This is a genomic window from Bradyrhizobium sp. 199 (assembly GCF_023073355.1).
Lineage (GTDB): Bacteria > Pseudomonadota > Alphaproteobacteria > Rhizobiales > Xanthobacteraceae > Bradyrhizobium.
In genome coordinates, this window is the sequence record NZ_JADPJI010000002.1 from 293,055 (window position 1) to 309,830 (window position 16,776).

Sequence of the window (16,776 nt, forward strand, 5' to 3'; positions counted from 1 at the left end):
TCCTAGTCCGTGTACCTGATCCGCGGGTCGAACACCGCGTAGAGCATGTCGACGACGAAATTCGCGACCACCACGACCACGGCGATCAGCATCACGAGATTTTGCACGATCGGATAATCGCGCCAGCGGATCGCCTCCACCAGGAAGCGGGCGACGCCAGGGATGTTGAACACCGTCTCGGTGACGATCAGGCCGCCGATCAGGAACGCCGCCTCGATGCCGATCACGGTGATGACGGGCAGGACCGCGTTCTTCAGCGCGTGGTGATAGTTCACCGCGGCCTCGGAGGCACCCTTGGCACGCGCCGTGCGGATGTAGTCCTGCCGCAGCACTTCCAGCATCGAGGAGCGGGTGATGCGCATGGTCAGCGCCGCGCTGCGGAAGCCGACGGCGGCGGCCGGCACGGCGTAGGTTGCGAACGCCTCGAGCCAGGTCTGCGGATTCGGATTGAAGATCGGCATCTGGCCGAACATTGCCACCGACGCGGTGAGGATCAAAAGCCCGAGCCAGAACGAGGGCAGCGACAATCCGCTGAGGCTGACGACGCGCAAGAAGTAGTCGAGCCGCGTGCCCTGTTTCACGGCGCTGATGACACCTAAGGGAATGCCGATCGAGGCCGAGAACAACAAGGCAAGGCCAGCGAGCCGCGCCGTGATCGGGATCCGCGGCAATATCTCCTGCAGCGCCGGCTTCTCGGAGACGTAGGAGTAGCCGAAGTCGCCGCGCAGGAAACCGCTGATCCAGTGCCAATATTGCACGATCAGCGGTCGGTCGATGCCGAGCTCCTTCTCCAGATTGGCCTTGTCGGCGGGATCGACATAGCCGGCGGCGGCGAACAGGATGTCGACGATATTGCCGGGCACGATGCGCAGCAGGAGGAAGATGACGATTGAGATCCCGAACAGGGTCACGAGCATCAGGAACAGGCGTCGCACCAGATAGGCAAACATGCTTCGCCCTCCGCGAGCCGCTAGAGCATGATCCGGAAAAGTGCGTAGCGGTTTTCCGAGAAGATCATGCTCAAAACCGAAAAGTCCTCAGCCAGGCGGGTTACTTGTCGAGCCACAAATCCTCGTAGCGAAAGCCGTTATAGGAGCTGTTCGACATGATCGTGACGCCCTTGACATAGGGCTGCCAACACGTGCCGGCCCGTGCATGGAAGATGATCGGGCGGGCGACGTCCTCCTGCAACTTCTTGTCGATGTCCCACACCAGCGGCCTGCGCTTGGCGAGGTCGGTCTCCTGCGACTGTATGTCGAACAGCTTCTCGATCTCCTTGTTGCAGTAATTGGTGTAGTTCCGTTCCGAGCCGCAGGAATAGTTCTCGTAGAACGACTGGTCGGGATCGTCGACCGAATTGCCGGTCAGATTGAGGCCGAGCATGTAGTCCTTGCGCGCGACTTTTGGGAACCAGTTCGCGGTTTCCACGACGTCGAGTTCGCCGTCGATATAGATGCTCTTGAGCTGGTCGATCAGGATCACGGCGGGATCGCGATATTCGGCGATGTTCCGTGTCGAGACTTTCACCGCAAGATGCTTGTCGGGTCCGTAGCCCGCCTTCTGCATCAGCTTCTTCGCTTCCTCCCGGTTTGCGTTCAGGTCGCGGCCATAGCCCGGAATGGTCTCCAGCTTGTCTTTGGGCATGCCCCAGATGCCCTGGGGCGGCGGCAGCATGGTGCCGCCGATATCCCCCTGGCCTTCGAACAGGATGTCGATGAAGGCTTTGCGGTCGAGTGCAAGTGCTACCGCCCGGCGAATATCGACATTGTCGAACGGCGCGGAGCTCGAATTGACGATGATGTTGGTCGAAACGTTGGTCGGCTCGACGACGCAAGTTGCGTTCGGCGCCTGCGACTTGATGTCCTTCAGGAGCGGGATCGTGATGTGGGTCGGGAAGGTCATGTCGAACTTGCCGGCGACGAAAGCGAGAATCGCGGTCGAGCGGTTCGGGATGATCGTGTACTCGATGCCGTCCAGGTGGGGCAGGCCCTTCTTCCAGTAGTCCGGATTCCGCGTCAGCTTGATCGATTCATTGGCCTTGAACTCGACGAATTTGAACGGTCCGGTCCCGATCGGATGGGTGCGCATATCCGCCGGCGAGACGTGGCAGGGATAGACCGGCGTATAGCCGGACGCGAGCATCGCCAGCAGCGAGGGTTGCGGTCGCTTCAGGTCGAAGGAGACCTCGAAATCGCCGCTGGTCGTGATCTCGTTGACTTCGCTGTACCAGGCCTTGCGCGGATTCTGCCGCAGCTTCTGCTGCGATTTGCCCATCAGCAGATCGAAGCTGCATTTGACGTCGGCCGATGTGAACGGCTTGCCGTCGTGCCATTTCACGGCCTGGCGCAGTTTGAACGTCAGTTTCTTGTTGTCGCTGCTCCAGGACCAGCTTTCGGCGAGCTCAGGCCTGAGGGTGTCGGGACTGTTCTGCGCGATGTGCTGGTCATAAATGACGAGATTGTTGAAGACCCCCATGAACGGCACGTTGACCGAATAGGTCGCGCCTTCGAGAATGGATGCGTTGGCCGGGCTGTCCCGGTGATACATCCGCAAGGTCCCGCCCTGCTTGGGCTCGCCTGCGAGCGTGGTGGTTGAGGCCGTCAGCACAGATAGCGCCGCCATTGCGGCGAGCGCCCACACGCTCCGCATGCTCATCCTCCCTGGACATCGGCCTTTTGCAGCCTGTTGAGCTGACGATAGCACGCAAGTCGAGGGAGGCAACCCGTAACGCCGCATGCCGCCTCGACAATTCGGATGACGCAAGGCCGAAAGGATTTCATAGCCTCACAATGTGAGTGCAGGTGCGAAGAGATGGTTGCCGTGCTGCTGTTGTGCAGATGTTGCGCGCAACGGCAGCGCCAACCTCCGCTGTCGTCCCGGTGCGCGACGAAGTCACGAACCGGGGGCATAACCACGGAAAGACGTTGTGGCGTGCGCTCGCAACTCCGAATTGTCGCCGAACTCCTCCCTATGGCTATGGTCCAGGATCTGCGCTTCGCTTGTCCGGGACGACAGTGGGGTTTGTAGACGCCGCGCCGCTCACACGATCCGCGACGCCTTGTTCCCCCAATACCGATCCCGCAACAGGCGCTTGTACAGCTTCCCGGTCGGCAGACGCGGCAATTCCTTCTCGAAATCGACCGAGCGCGGCACTTTCTGTCGCGACAGCGATTTTGCGCAGAATGCGATCAGCTCTTCGGCGAGCGCCTCGCCCGGCATCACGCCCGGCATCGGCTGCACCACTGCCTTCACCTCTTCGCCGAGATCTGGATTGGGCACGCCGAACACTGCGGCATCGGCGACCTTCGGATGGGTGATCAGGAGATTTTCGCACTCCTGCGGATAGATGTTCACCCCGCCGGAGATGATCATGAAGGTCGCGCGGTCGGTCAGGTACAGGAAGCGGTCGGCGTCGACATAGCCGACATCACCGACCGTGCTCATGCTGCCGTCGGCCGAACGCGCCTCCCTGGTCTTCTCGGGGTCGTTGAAATATTCGAACGGCGAGGCGGTCTTGAACCAGACTTGACCCGGCGTGCCGGTCGGGCACGCCCGCATGTTCTCGTCGAGAATGTGGAGGTCGCCGAGCAGCACCTTGCCAACAGTGCCGCGGTGGCTAAGCCATTCCTCGCTGTTGCAGGCGGTGAAGCCGAGGCCTTCGGTCGCGCCGTAATATTCGTGGATAATCGGCCCCCACCATTTGATCATGTCGTCCTTGACCAGCGCCGGGCAGGGGGCAGCGGCGTGGATCGCGATCTCCAGCGACGACAGATCATAGCGGCTGCGCACCTCCTCCGGCAACTTCAGCATGCGCGAGAACATCGTCGGCACCAGCTGGGTATGAGTGATGCCCCACCGCTCGACCAACTCGAGGTAACGCTCGGGATCGAAACTCTCCATGATGATCACGGTGCCGCCCATGCGGATCGTGAGGTTCACGGCAGCTTGCGGCGCCGAGTGATAGAGCGGGGCAGGAGAGAGGTAGACCATGCCTTCACGGTAGTGCCAGAGCTTGGTCAGAAAATCGAACAGCGGCAGATTGTGCCTCGGTGGTTCCTCCGGTAGCGGCCGCAAGATGCCTTTCGGCCGTCCCGTCGTGCCGGACGAATAGAGCATGGCCGTGCCGAGCCACTCATCCGCGATCGGTGTGGTCGGCATGTTCGCGGTCACCTCCGCAAGACCAACGATGCGCTCGCTCTCGCCCGGACCGTCGGCGACGATGCAGAGCTTGATGTCGGGGCAGGCCTTGATCGCCTCACGGGCGATATCGAGTTTCGCCACCGACGTGATCAGAATCCGGGACTGGCTGTTGACGAGCAGATAGGCGAGCTCGCCCGGCGTCAGGAAGGAGTTGATGCAGGTGTAGTAGAGACCGGCGCGTTCGCCGGCGCCGCAGGCCTCAAGATAGCGCGAATTGTTCTCCATGAAGATCGAATAGTGGTCGAGCCGCTTCAAGCCGTGCTTGCGGAACAGATGGGCCAGCCCGTTGCTGCGCGCATCGAGCTCGCGATAGGTGACGGCCTCGCCCGTCCCCGCCACGATGAAGGCGGGCTGCAGCGGACGTAGGCGGGCATGCTGACCTGGATACATCTATCCTCCGGCTTTAATTTATCCGGCGAGAAGCAGGATTTCGCGCACCTGCGCCGGAGCTTCGATCTTGCGCGGATTGCGCGGCACCCAGGGCGTGCGCATCGCCTGTTCGGCGATGGCGTCGAAATGCTCGGGCAACACCTGCACTTCGGTGAGGCTGCGTGGCATGCCGAGCGAGCGAATGAATGCATCGAGCACATCGGCGGCGTCGTGGCCGGGGAAGCCCATCGCGGCTGCGACGATCATCTGCCGCTCGGCATTGTCGCGGGCATTCCAGCGCATCACCGCCGGCAGCATGATGCAGGAGGTGTAGCCGTGCGGCACGTCGAAGGCTGCTCCCAGCACATAGCCGATGCCGTGGCTCGCGCCCATCGGTACGCCGGCGGCGAGCGCACCCATCGACAGCCATGTGCCGATCTGCGCGTCCATCCGCGCGTCAAGATCGGACGGATCGGCCTTCACCCGCGGCAGCGCGTCGGCGAGCATGGCAAGGCCCTTCACCGATTGCGCATCGGCGTAGGGGTGCGTCTCGCGCGAGCAGATCGCCTCGACGCAATGATCGATAGCGCGGATGCCGGTCGACAGGAACAGCCATTCCGGCGTGTGTACGGTGATGGCAGGATCGAGGATGGTCGCGCGCGGGACCGTGAGCGGGTGGCGCAGCATCTGCTTCACATGCGCAGATCGGTCGGTCACGCCGGCGATCGCGCTGAACTCGCCGCCTGCGATCGTGGTCGGCACGCTGATCTGCCGCACGTGAGGGGCGGTCATCTCGGGCGCCACGCCCTTGTGGACGCGGATGCGTTCGATGCCGTCGATATCCTCGATGTCGTTGGCGAGGCAGAGCTGCACCGCCTTGGCGCCGTCAGTGATCGAGCCGCCGCCGACGGTGACGATCAGGTCGGCACCCGCTTCGCGTGCGGCATGGGTGGCGGCGATCACCGCCTCGCGCGGTGTATGCGCCGGCATGGCATCGAACAGGCCGGCGCAGCGCGAGCCCAAAGCTTGCTTGATCTTTTCGATCTCGTCGGTCTGCCGGTTGAGCGTGCCCGAAACCATCAGGAAGGCACGATTTGCTCCCAGCCGGTCCATCTGCGCGACGATGGCATCGGCCGCAGGATGCCCGAACACGACCTCCTCGATCGCGCCGAAAACGACACGTCCCTGGTGCACGCCTGTCCTCCCGGACCATTCGTCTTGTTCTTGTAAGGATAATCTAACCGAGCCCCGCGCGCCCGTCATGTGCGAAGACGCTGGGGGCTTCTTATCCTCCCTCTCTTGGGCAGGGTGAGCAGAACCGTTGCATCGTTCCGCCCAATTCATGAGCACGGCGAATAACTCGATTCGCAATTCGCCCGCTAATCACCTCATGCGAAGCCAGGTATTTGACTGTCAACCCGCCATTCGGTCGGGCCATGCATCGAAGCATTGCGCGTGCGGCGGTCTTGAAGAGTTCATCTTTGCCACCCATCTTGTGCCGCCCGCAGGTAGAGGCGTACCCTGCCTTTTCCGCGGCTTTTAGCGAGGACCTGGGATGAGCGGACCGGACGGAAGCGAGCAATTTGTCAAAAAGCACGATTTCGTTTTGGCTCGACTGGGCGCAATCGCCGCGCTAGTCGGCGCGACATTCACGCTCACCGGTTGCGGGCAGCCGACCTCGCAGGCAGCCGCCCCGCCGCCCGCGCCCGTGACAGTCGCCCAGCCGGTCAAGCGCACCGTCACCGATTGGGACGAATTCACCGGCCGCTTCGAGGCAGTGGAGGAGGTGCAGGTGCGCCCCCGCGTCGGCGGCTTCGTCAACTCCGTCGAATTCCAGGACGGCGCCATCGTGCATAAGGGCGATCTGCTCTACGTGATCGACGCGCGTCCGTTTGAGGCCGTGGCCGCGCAGGCGGAAGGCCAATTGTCGGATGCCCGTGCCAAGGTGGAGCTTGCCAAGCGCGAGCTCGATCGCGGCCTCAGCCTGGTGCAGACCAGCGCGGTCTCCGAGCAGGTCGTCGATCAGCGCCGTCAGGCCTTGCAGGCCGCGCACGCCGCCGAGGTGCAGGCCGAAGGCGCGCTCAAGGCTGCCAGGCTCAACATTGAATTCACCCACGTGACGGCGCCGTTGACGGGCCGCGTCAGCCGCCATCTCGTCAGTCCCGGCAATCTCGTGCAAGGCAGCGACAATGGTTCTTCAACCCTGCTGACATCGATCGTGACCCTCGACCCGATCTACGTCTATTTCGACATGGATGAGGCGACCTTCATCAAATACAGCAAGCTGTGGTTCGAAGGCCGGCGCCCGAGCTCGCGTGACACGGCGAACCCGGTGCAGGTGACTCTTGCCGGCGAGACCAAGCCGTCGCATGAAGGCACCATCAACTTCCTCGACAATCGCCTCGACGTCTCCACCGGCACTCTGCGCAGCCGCGCCGTCGTCAAGAACACCGATCTGTCGATCCTGCCCGGCCAGTTCGGCCGCGTCCGCCTGGTCGGCAGCGCGCCCTACGAGGCCCTGCTGATTCCGGATGCTGCCGTCGCGACCGACCAATCCCGCAAGATCGTGTTCGTGGTCAAACCTGACGACACGGTCGAGGCACGTCCCGTCGTGCTCGGGCCACTGGACGAGGGCCTGCGCGTGATCCGCGAAGGATTGAAGGCGGAGGACCGCGTCGTCGTCAACGGCATCCAGCGTGCGCGTGTCGGCGCCAAGGTCGCCCCGCAGACTGCGCCAGCGCCGGCCGGTGGCAAGCCGGGTGACAAGTCATGAATCTCGGCCGTCTCTCCATCAACCAGCCCATCCTCGCGATGGTGCTGTCGATCGTGCTCCTGATCGTCGGCGCGCTCGCCTACACCACGCTGCCGGTCTCCGAATATCCGCAAGTGGTCCCGCCGACCGTGGTCGTCACCACGCAATATCCCGGCGCTTCCGCGCAGACCGTGTCCGACACGGTCGCAGCTCCCATCGAGCAGGAGATCAACGGCGTCGAGGACATGCTGTATCTCTACAGCCAGGCGACCTCGAACGGCCAGCTCACCATCACCGTCACCTTCAAGCTCGGCACCGATCTCGACAAGGCCCAGGTGCTGGTGCAGAACCGCGTCGCGATCGCGCAGCCGCGCCTACCGGAGGAAGTTCAGCGCAACGGCGTCACAACGCGCAAGAACTCGCCCGACATCCTGATGGTCGTGTTCATGCTGTCGCCCGACGACACGTTCGACCAGCTCTACATCTCCAATTACGCGTTGCTTCAGGTCCGCGACCAATTGCTGCGCCTCGACGGCGTCGGCGACATCCAGATCTTTGGCGCGCGCGATTACTCAATGAGGCTGTGGCTCGATCCTGACCGCATCGCCAATCTCGGCCTGACCGCGGCCGAGGTGCTGGCGGCGATCCGTGCCCAGAACGTGCAGATCGCGGGTGGCCAGATTGCCGAGCCGCCGATCTCCGACCGCGCCTTCCAGCCGAACCTCACCTTCACGGGCCGCCTGAAGGACCAGAAGCAGTTCGAGGACATCCTGATCAAGGCCGGCTCCGACGGCCGCGTCGTTCGTCTGCGCGATGTTGCCCGCATCGAGCTCGGTGCGCTGGCGTACTCCACGAACAGCTTCTTGCTGCGCAAATCCGCGGTCGCGATGCTGGTGACGCAGCGGCCGGGATCGAACGCGCTCGCCACGGCAAAGAACATCAACGATACCATGACGAAGCTGAAAGAAAGCTTCCCGAAGGGCCTCGATTACAATATCGGCTACAACCCGACGGAATTCATCGCGCAGTCCGTCCACGAGTTGATCAAGACCATCTATGAGGCCATGCTGCTCGTGGTCCTCGTGGTGCTGGTGTTCCTGCAGGGATGGCGGCCTGCGATCATTCCGATCATCGCGATCCCGGTATCGCTGGTCGGCACTTTCGCGGTGATGGCGGCGCTGGGCTTCTCCATCAACAATCTCACCCTGTTCGGCCTTGTCCTCGCTGTCGGTATCGTGGTCGACGACGCGATCGTGGTGGTCGAGAATGTCGAGCGGCATCTCGAGCACGGCATGAGCCGGCGCGACGCCGCGCTCAAGACCATGGAGGAGGTCGGCGGCGCGCTGGTCTCGATCGCGCTGGTGCTATGCGCGGTGTTCGTCCCGACGGCCTTCATCGGCGGCATTTCCGGGCAGTTCTTCCAGCAGTTTGCCGTGACCATCGCGGTCGCAACCGCGATCTCCTGCTTCTGCTCGCTGACGCTGTCGCCGGCGCTGGCCTCGCAGATTCTCACGCCGCACGAAGAGAAACGTCCGCCGGCAAGCTGGAACGTCATCGCGCGGGCGTGGGGTGGCTTCACCGGGGTCTTCAACCTCGTTTTCGACCGGCTGGCGCACGGATATGCCGGCCTTGCCGATTTCGTGATCCGGCATTCGGTGCTGATGATCCTGATCTACGTCGTGCTGATCGGGAGCGCCGGCTGGCTGCTCGTGACCACGCCGCAAGGCTTCATCCCGGCGCAGGATCGCGGCTACGTCATCGTATCCGTGCAATTGCCAGGTGCGGCCTCGCTGGCGCGCACCACGGAGGTCGTGCGCGAGATCGAGCGGATCTCGCTGGATACGCCGGGTATCGTCCGCGTCGCCGCCTTTGCCGGCTTCTCCGGTGCCACGAGAACGCAGGCCGGCAATGCCGCGGCGCTCTTCCCGGTGTTCGACGAGCCCGAGGCGCGGATGAAGAAGGGATTGTCCGCGAACGCCATCACGGTCGAGCTGCGCAAGCGCCTGTCGGCGATCCAGGGCGCTTTCATCATCGTGATTCCGCCGCCGGCCGTGCCCGGCATCGGCACCGGCGGCGGCTTCACCATCCGCATCCAGGACCGCCAGGGCCGCGGGCCTGAGATGCTCGCGGCCGCCACCGACGAGCTTGTCGCCGCGGCGCGCAAATCGCCACTGCTGCTCGGCCCCTCGGTGTTCTCGCCGTTCACCGCCAACACGCCGCAGCTCTTCGTCGACATCGACCGCACCAAGGCGCAGAAGCTCGGCGTTCCCATCGCCAACATCAACGATACGATCCAGAGCTATTTCGGGTCGACCTATGTCAACGACTTCAACCTGTTCGGCCGCACCTATCACGTCACCGCCCAGGCCGACTTTCCGTTCCGGAAAGAACCCAGCGATCTAGCGCGCCTGCGCACGCGCAATGCCTCCGGCGATATGGTGATGCTCGGCAGCGTGGTCGAGTTCAAGGATGTCTCCGGCCCCGACCGCGTCGCGCGCTACAATCTCTATGCTGCGTCCGAGCTTCAGGGCGAGCCGGCGCCGGGCACCAGCTCGACCACCGCGCTCGACGCCATCAAGCAGCTCGCGAATGACACCTTGCCGAGCGGCTTTACCTTCGAATGGACGGACCTGTCCTATCAGCAGGTCACCGGCGGAAACGCCGGGCTCTACGTGTTCCCGATCTGCGTGCTGTTCGTCTACCTCGTGCTCGCCGCGCAATATGGCAGCTGGACCCTGCCGTTCGCGGTAATCCTGATCGTGCCGATGTGCCTGCTTGCCGCCACCATCGGTGTGCGCATCATGGGGCAGGACGTCAACATCCTCACGCAAATCGGCTTCGTTGTGCTGGTGGGACTGGCGGCCAAGAACGCGATCCTGATCGTCGAGTTCGCGCGCGACATCGAGAACGAAGGCAGACCGCGGCTGGAGGCCGTGATCGAGGCCTGCCGCCTGCGGCTGCGGCCGATCCTGATGACCTCCTTCGCCTTCATTCTCGGCGTGCTGCCGCTGGTGATCTCTACCGGCTCCGGCTCCGAGATGCGGCAGGCAGTCGGCGTCGCCGTGTTCTTTGGCATGATCGGTGTCACCCTGTTCGGCCTGTTGTTCACGCCGATCTTCTACGTGGTGGTGCGGAACCTGGCGGAAGGACGGAACGAGGGGAAGAAGCCGGAGGTCGTGGCCTGACGCTGCCTCTATGGCCATCGGCGCCTTCACACCCTCCGCTGTCATCCCCGCGAACGCGGGGATCCATACCCCCGGGAGAAGTTGCGAGCGAGCTGGTAGCTCCGAGTCTTCGCCAACCGCTCCCTGTGGTTATGGATCCCGGATCTTCGCTTCGCTCGTCCGGGACGACAGCCCATTTGTCGCGCCGCCCACAGGGCCAATTGGCCCACGCCCATACTAACGTCCAACATGCAATGGATGGGCAGGCGCGGGGTTCTTCACTACCATCCGGGCGATTTCAAAACAGAAACTACTGGGAGCTAACAGATGAAATCAGCACTTTTGGCCGCCGTCGCAACTTCTGCTTTGGTGCTGGCGGCGCCGGCCACCGCGCAAGGCGTCAAGATCGGCATCCTCAACGACCAGTCCGGCGTCTATGCCGATTACGGCGGCAAATGGTCGGTCGAGGCGGCCAAGATGGCGATCGAGGACTTTGGCGGCGAGGTGCTGGGTCAGAAGATCGAGCTCGTCACCGCGGATCACCAGAACAAGCCCGACCTCGCGGCCTCGATCGCGCGGCGCTGGTACGACGTCGAGAACGTCGACATGATCACGGAGCTGACGACCTCCTCGGTCGCGCTCGCGATCCACGAGCTGTCCAAGGAGAAGAAGAAGATCGACATCGTCGTCGGTGCCGCGACCTCGCGACTGACAGGCGATGCCTGCCAACCCTACGGCTTCCACTGGGCCTACGACACCCGCGCGCTCGGCGTCGGCACCGGCGGTGCGCTGACCAAGGCCGGCGGCGACACCTGGTTCTTCCTCACCGCCGACTACGCCTTCGGCTATGCGCTGGAGAAGGACACCAGCGAGATCGTCGCCGCCAATGGCGGCAAGGTGGTCGGCTCGGTGCGCGTGCCGCTCAACTCCTCGGACTTCTCGTCCTTCCTGCTGCAGGCGCAGAGTTCGAAAGCGAAGATCGTCGGCCTCGCCAATGCCGGCCTCGACACCACCAACTCAATCAAGCAGGCCTCCGAGTTCGGCATCGTCGCCAGTGGCCAGAAGCTCGCCGGCCTCTTGATGACGCTGGCGGAAGTGAACGGCCTCGGCCTCCAGGCCGCGCAGGGCCTGGTGCTGACCGAGGGCTACTACTGGGATGTCAACGACAAGTCGCGCAATCTCGGCGAACGCTTCCTCAAGCGGACCGGCCGGATGCCGAACATGATTCAGGCCGGCACCTATTCGGCGACGCTGAGCTATCTCAAGGCGGTCAAGGCCGCCGGCACCAAGGATTCGGATGCGGTCGCCAAGAAGCTGAAGGAGCTGCCGGTCGACGACGACTTCGCCCAAGGCGGCAAGGTGCTCGAGAACGGCCGCATGGTCCACGACATGTATCTGTTCGAGGTCAAGAAGCCGTCGGAATCGAAGAAGCCCTGGGACTATTACAAGCTGCTCGCCACCGTCCCCGGCGACAAGGCGTTCTTCACTGCCAAGGACAGCGGCTGCCCGCTGACGAAGTGATGCTCTTCTGTCCCGGACGCCCTGCAGCGTGAAAGGCTGATGCGCAGAGCCGGGACCCACATTTCTCCACGGAGTGAAACCAGATTGGGTCCCGGTTCAGCGGCGCAGCGTGACACGCTGCACCGCGCCCGGGACACGAGCGCGCGCGATGTGGCCCTCACACCAGCCGCAACACCACCGCGCCCAACGCTCCCGCCCACAGCGCAATCGCGGCGATGCCCTGGATCATGAAGCCCGGGCCACGCTTTGCGGCCGCCTTCGAATAGCCGATGAAGTAGACGATGCGGCCGATGATCCAGATCGCGCCGAGGCCGGCTGCGATGCCGTCGCTGATATAGATCGCGAACAGCCACAGCGCCGGCAGGAAAATCGGCATCCATTCCAGCGTGTTCATCTGGATGCGGAAGGCGCGTTCGAAATCCGGATGTCCCGACATCGCAGGCACCTTGACGCCGGTCTTGGTGCGCGAGCGCGAGACATTGATGCTGGCGAAGAAATAAAATGCGATCGCCAGCAGCGTGACGAGGGCGGTGAGATGGTACATCGCGGCATCCCTTTGAAGAGGTTGCGCTTCAATAGCCGGTCAGCTCGAGATAGCCAACGCCATCATGCGTGCCGGCAAAGCTGATCGGTCCCTCCCAATAGGAGAAGCCGGTCCCCATCCAGGCCCTGGGATTGAGCGGCTTGCAAGCAATCGAGAACGAGCGCGAGGGGATCACGATCTGCCATTCCACCGGCAGCTTGCGTCCGGCGACCTCGGTCGTCGCCTTCGGGATCATCTGGATATCGCCACCCGCAATCATCTGCGTCTCGCCGGCGGCGCTGATCCAGTTGCCGAACGGATCATCCTTTCCGTCCTTCTGCCGCAGCCGGTACAGCATCAGCTTGTCGCCGGACGACAGATGCAGCGACAGCCAATCCCAGCCGGTCTGATCGGCATCGAGCGGCTGGCTGCTCCATTCGCGGTCCATCCAGGCCTGGCCGGAGACATCGACGGACTTGTCGTCGATGGTGAGGGTGCCGCGGGCACGGTAGAACGGCTGGCTGTAATAATAGGACGCCTGGCCGCGCTCCGACTTGCGGCTGTAGCCGCCATCGCCCTGCAGCACCACAGGCCGATCGGCCTCCAGTGTCAGTGCGTAGCTGAAATCGGTGCTGGACGCCTTCAGCGTCAGCGGTGCCAAAGTGCGATCGTCCGTGCGCTCGAGACCCTTCACCTCCCAATCGTCGATCCAGGCCGCAAACGGTGTTGCGGCGACGCTGGCCTGCCCGATGCCACCGCGTGAAAAGATTTCGTTGAAGCGGTGGGTGTCGACGCGCGTCACCGCGGCATGCGCCATCCACACCTGCTGATTGGCCCAGCCTTCGCCCTGCGGGCCCGGCTGCGCCGCCTGTCGGAACAGAGTCCATTGCAGGCCGCAGGCCGCGCCGCTGCCGTCGACGAGATTTGCCGTGAGATACCACCACTCGATGCGAAACTCCGGATGCGGCCCGTGATCGGCCGGAAAGGCGAACAGCTTTCCCGGCGTGACCTTCGCAAAGCCATCCGCTTTCTCGCCGAGTCCGGCATAGCCCTGCGCACTGGCGCGGCTTGCGAGCGCCAGCGCAGCGATGCCGCCGGCAAAGGCACGGCGAGATATCCGGTCAGCGCTCATTGGCGAACACCTTGACGAGATTTGCCGGTTGCATCCGGGCCAGCCGTGCCACCGGCAACAGAGCCGCAAGCACCGACGCAAACAGCGCCACCGCGACCAGCTCGACCAGTTGCAGCGGAAACACATGGAACGGCAGCCGCCAGCCGAACGCCTTCACGTTCACGATCGCAATCAGGCACCAGGCCACCAGCAGCCCGAGTGGCACGGCGAGCAGAGACGTGAACATTGCCATTGACAGTGTCTTGGTCAATTCGATCGCGGCGAGGCGCGGCCTTGCGATGCCGATCGCCCACAGCGGCGCAAGTTGCGGCAGACGGGAATTTGCCAGCGTCAACAGGCTAGTGAACAGCGCGATTCCGGCGACGCCGAGCGTGAACGCATTCAGGGCCGAGGTCACCGCAAAGGTGCGGTTGAAGATGCGGATCGATTCCGCCTTCACTGTCGCCTGATCCGCGACACTGCGGTCGCCGAGCGCAAACTGTTTTTGCAGGGCCGAGATCAGGCCGGAGATATTCTCGCTGGCGACGATCAGGCCGGTCCGGGTCTGCGGCGTCTGCGGGAACTGCCGCATCAGGGCCGCGACGTTGACGGCGAGCTGCCCCTTGGGATTGCCGTAATCGGCATAGACACCGACGATGTCGAGCTCCCACGTTCCGCCCGGCGCCGGCACCTCGATGACGTCGCCGATGCGGACGTTCAGGCGGCGGCTCAATTGCTCGCTGATGAAGGCGGCATTACCAGGAACGAGCCGGTTCCAGGCGCGTGGCGCGGCATCCAGCAGCGGCCAGCGTTCGCGATAGAGCGTGTGGTCGGGCAGGCCCAGCAATTCCACCGGCTGGCCCTGAACCTGCGCATCGGCGCGGCCGCCCGACAGGATCGCCTGCACCTCGCTGCGCTCCTTCAGCCAATTCCGGATCGCGACGCCTTGCGCGTTGTCGGAGGCGCTGATGTAGACGTCGGCTGCGAGCCGTCCGTTCAGCCAACCGATGAAGGTGCGGCTGAACGTCTCCACCATGGTGGAGACGCCGACATTGACGGCGAGGGCGAGCAGCAGCGCCATCAGCGCCAGCGACAAGCCGGAGAGCTGCTGCCGGCTGTCCGCCCAGAACCACAGCGCAAGCGGTCTTCGCGCGGCGCGCTGACCTGCGAGCAGGATGATCTCGAGCAACGCCGGCAGGATCAGGGCCGCACCCAGCATCAGCGCCGCCAGCAAGCCAAAGCCCGCGATCAGCGATTCGCCATAGCGAAGCAACAGCAGTGCGACCGCGAACACGGCGCAGGCGGCCAGGCTCTGCAGCATCAGCCAGCGGCGCTGCCGCTGCTGCCACGCGCGCGGCTGCGCCGTCGCCAGCACCGGCATCCTGACCGCCTTGATCAGGCTGGTCGCCGCCGCCACTAGCGCGCCCGCAATGCTGATGCCGACGCCGGCGAGCCACCATTCAGGCCGTAAGGAGAGCTGCCCCGGGATCTGTGCGCCATAGAGCCCGCGCAGTGACGCCGCGACGTCGGGCAGGAGCACTGCCGCGATGAAATAGCCGCAGACGAGCCCGATCACCCCGGCGATGAGGGCCAGCGCCACGAGCTCGACCACCAGCACGGTATTGACCAGCCGCGCCGAGGCGCCGCAGGCTCGCAAGGTTCGCAGCATCGGCATCCGCTGCTCGAAAGCCAGGCCGACGGCCGAATTGACGATGAACAGACCGACGAAGAACGACAACAGGCCGAACGCCGTGAGGTTGAGATGGAAGCTGTCGGTGAGGCGCTCCAGCTCGGTCTCTGCAGTCGGTTCGATCAGCTGCAACTGATCGCCGACGACGCTTGCCAGCGGCGCAGGCTTGCCCTTCGGCTTGCCGACCAGAAGCCGCGACACCTGATCCGGCTTGTTCAGCAGGCGCTGCGCCACGCCGATATCAACCACGAGCACGTCGGGCGCGAGCTGCGGCAGCACGCGCAGCGGCGGCAATGTTGCGCCGTCGCTGGTCGGGGGCGCCGCGCCCTCCTGCACCTGCAGATCGCTCAGCGTTTCCCGCGCCGCCAATGTCTGGCCCGGCGGTGCAACAAAACTGCTCAAATCCACAGCACCAAGGCGCGGTGCGTTGCCGATTTCGATCGGCAGTGTCACGGGCTCGATCCCGAGCAGCCGGACCGAGCGCCCGTTGATCTGAACCCGGCCCTCCAGCGCCGGCGACACCGGCCAGCCGGCACGACGGAGTTTGACGAACAACTCCTGGGGGAAGGTCGCGCTCGCAGGCGCAACCAGCATCGCCGTGCGGGCACCGCCGAACGTCGCGGCGGCGCGGTCATAGGCGTTGCGGGCCTGCTGGTTGATGGCCTGCACGCCGCTCCACAATGCGGTCGCCGCGATCAGCCCGACCAGCAGCGTCGCGAACTGCATCTTGTGACGCCGCCAATGGCTGAGCAGCACGGCAAGGACCCACAGCGCGCGCCTCATGCGATCCGCCCCGCATGCAGGGTGACGTGGCGATCGAGCGTCGCTGCCAGATGCAGGCTGTGCGTCACCATCAGGAAACCGCAGCCGGTGCGCGCGACGAGATCGCGCGTCAGCGCCAGCACGTTCTCGGCGGTGGCTTCGTCCAGATTGCCGGTCGGCTCGTCCGCCAGCAGCAGCAACGGCTTCGTCGCCAGCGCACGGCCGATTGCGACCCGTTGCTGCTGTCCGCCGGATAATTGTTCTGGATAGCGCTTGAGCAGGCTGCCGAGCCCGAGCCGCTCGATCAGCTCCCTGGACCAGGCCGCATCATGCCGGCCGGCGATCCGCGCCTGGAAGGCGAGATTGTCCGCGACCGACAGGCTCGGGATCAGGTTGTACTGCTGAAAAACCAGGCCGATCCGGTCGCGCCGAAGACCCGCGCGTCCCGCATCGGACAGCTTGGTGAGCTCGGTGTCTTCCAGCCGGATGGTGCCACCATCGGCCGCATCGAGCCCTGCGATCAGGTGCAACAGCGTGCTCTTGCCGCTGCCGGACTCGCCGGTCAACGCGACGCGTTCGCCGTTCCTGAGGTCGAGGTCAACGCCGCGCAGCACATGGACCGGTTCGCCGGCCGACGAGAAGGTCTTGGAGAGGTTTCGGATGCTCAGCACGATCGATGGCGCC

General features: G+C 64.2%; 11 protein-coding genes. 3 read left to right on the forward strand and 8 right to left on the reverse strand.

All coding sequences use genetic code 11. From position 1 onward, the window contains the following. Window positions 1-2: 2 nt before the first annotated feature. The 4 genes from IVB28_RS01315 to IVB28_RS01330 form a co-directional block, all read right to left on the reverse strand. Window positions 3-950: an ABC transporter permease gene (locus IVB28_RS01315; RefSeq protein WP_247524265.1), complete on the reverse strand. Its 948-nt coding sequence runs from the start codon at window positions 948-950 to the stop codon at window positions 3-5. Between the two features lie 100 nt (window positions 951-1,050). Next, on the reverse strand, window positions 1,051-2,649 hold the full coding sequence (locus tag IVB28_RS01320; RefSeq protein WP_247524266.1) for an ABC transporter substrate-binding protein: 1,599 nt from the start codon (window positions 2,647-2,649) through the stop codon (window positions 1,051-1,053). 390 nt (window positions 2,650-3,039) lie between these two features. After that, window positions 3,040-4,590 carry an AMP-binding protein gene (locus IVB28_RS01325; protein ID WP_247524267.1) on the reverse strand — a complete coding sequence of 517 codons (1,551 nt, stop codon included), beginning with the start codon at window positions 4,588-4,590 and terminating at the stop codon, window positions 3,040-3,042. A gap of 18 nt (window positions 4,591-4,608) precedes the next feature. Then, complete coding sequence (locus tag IVB28_RS01330) at window positions 4,609-5,763, reverse strand: iron-containing alcohol dehydrogenase (RefSeq protein ID WP_247524268.1); 1,155 nt, start codon at window positions 5,761-5,763, stop codon at window positions 4,609-4,611. Between the two features lie 361 nt (window positions 5,764-6,124). Between IVB28_RS01330 and IVB28_RS01335 the strand changes: the two genes are divergently transcribed. The 3 genes from IVB28_RS01335 (at window position 6,125) to IVB28_RS01345 (ending at window position 12,006) form a co-directional block, all read left to right on the forward strand. After that, window positions 6,125-7,342, forward strand: coding sequence for an efflux RND transporter periplasmic adaptor subunit (locus IVB28_RS01335; RefSeq protein ID WP_247524269.1), 1,218 nt, complete (start codon window positions 6,125-6,127; stop codon window positions 7,340-7,342). Further along, complete coding sequence (locus tag IVB28_RS01340) at window positions 7,339-10,506, forward strand: multidrug efflux RND transporter permease subunit (protein WP_247524270.1); 3,168 nt, start codon at window positions 7,339-7,341, stop codon at window positions 10,504-10,506. The genes IVB28_RS01335 and IVB28_RS01340 overlap by 4 nt, the downstream gene beginning before the upstream one ends. A gap of 306 nt (window positions 10,507-10,812) precedes the next feature. Continuing rightward, entirely contained in the window at window positions 10,813-12,006 is a 1,194-nt protein-coding gene (locus tag IVB28_RS01345) for an ABC transporter substrate-binding protein (protein WP_247524271.1), read from the forward strand. Window positions 12,007-12,163: 157 nt separating this feature from the next. On the opposite strand, the gene IVB28_RS01350 is transcribed toward IVB28_RS01345, so the two are convergent. From IVB28_RS01350 to IVB28_RS01365, 4 genes are read right to left on the reverse strand one after another with little or no spacing between them, the layout of a single operon-like run. Next, entirely contained in the window at window positions 12,164-12,550 is a 387-nt protein-coding gene (locus IVB28_RS01350) for an MAPEG family protein (protein WP_247524272.1), read from the reverse strand. 28 nt (window positions 12,551-12,578) lie between these two features. Continuing rightward, complete coding sequence (locus IVB28_RS01355; RefSeq protein WP_247524273.1) at window positions 12,579-13,661, reverse strand: lipocalin-like domain-containing protein; 1,083 nt, start codon at window positions 13,659-13,661, stop codon at window positions 12,579-12,581. Continuing rightward, window positions 13,651-16,113, reverse strand: coding sequence for an ABC transporter permease (locus IVB28_RS01360; RefSeq protein WP_247524274.1), 2,463 nt, complete (start codon window positions 16,111-16,113; stop codon window positions 13,651-13,653). Before IVB28_RS01360 ends, IVB28_RS01355 begins: the two co-directional genes overlap by 11 nt. After that, entirely contained in the window at window positions 16,110-16,763 is a 654-nt protein-coding gene (locus IVB28_RS01365; RefSeq protein ID WP_247524275.1) for an ABC transporter ATP-binding protein, read from the reverse strand. Before IVB28_RS01365 ends, IVB28_RS01360 begins: the two co-directional genes overlap by 4 nt. Between the last annotated feature and the right edge of the window lie 13 nt (window positions 16,764-16,776).

Bases quoted from the DNA above. Each gene is read 5' to 3' on its own strand.
- IVB28_RS01315 (WP_247524265.1), bottom strand. From the start codon at position 950: ATGTTTGCCTATCTGGTGCGACGCCTGTTCCTGATGCTCGTGACCCTG.
- IVB28_RS01320 (WP_247524266.1), bottom strand. From the start codon at position 2,649: ATGCGGAGCGTGTGGGCGCTCGCCGCAATGGCGGCGCTATCTGTGCTG.
- IVB28_RS01325 (WP_247524267.1), bottom strand. From the start codon at position 4,590: ATGTATCCAGGTCAGCATGCCCGCCTACGTCCGCTGCAGCCCGCCTTC.
- IVB28_RS01335 (WP_247524269.1), top strand. From the start codon at position 6,125: ATGAGCGGACCGGACGGAAGCGAGCAATTTGTCAAAAAGCACGATTTC.
- IVB28_RS01340 (WP_247524270.1), top strand. From the start codon at position 7,339: ATGAATCTCGGCCGTCTCTCCATCAACCAGCCCATCCTCGCGATGGTG.
- IVB28_RS01345 (WP_247524271.1), top strand. From the start codon at position 10,813: ATGAAATCAGCACTTTTGGCCGCCGTCGCAACTTCTGCTTTGGTGCTG.
- IVB28_RS01350 (WP_247524272.1), bottom strand. From the start codon at position 12,550: ATGTACCATCTCACCGCCCTCGTCACGCTGCTGGCGATCGCATTTTAT.
- IVB28_RS01355 (WP_247524273.1), bottom strand. From the start codon at position 13,661: ATGAGCGCTGACCGGATATCTCGCCGTGCCTTTGCCGGCGGCATCGCT.
- IVB28_RS01360 (WP_247524274.1), bottom strand. From the start codon at position 16,113: ATGAGGCGCGCGCTGTGGGTCCTTGCCGTGCTGCTCAGCCATTGGCGG.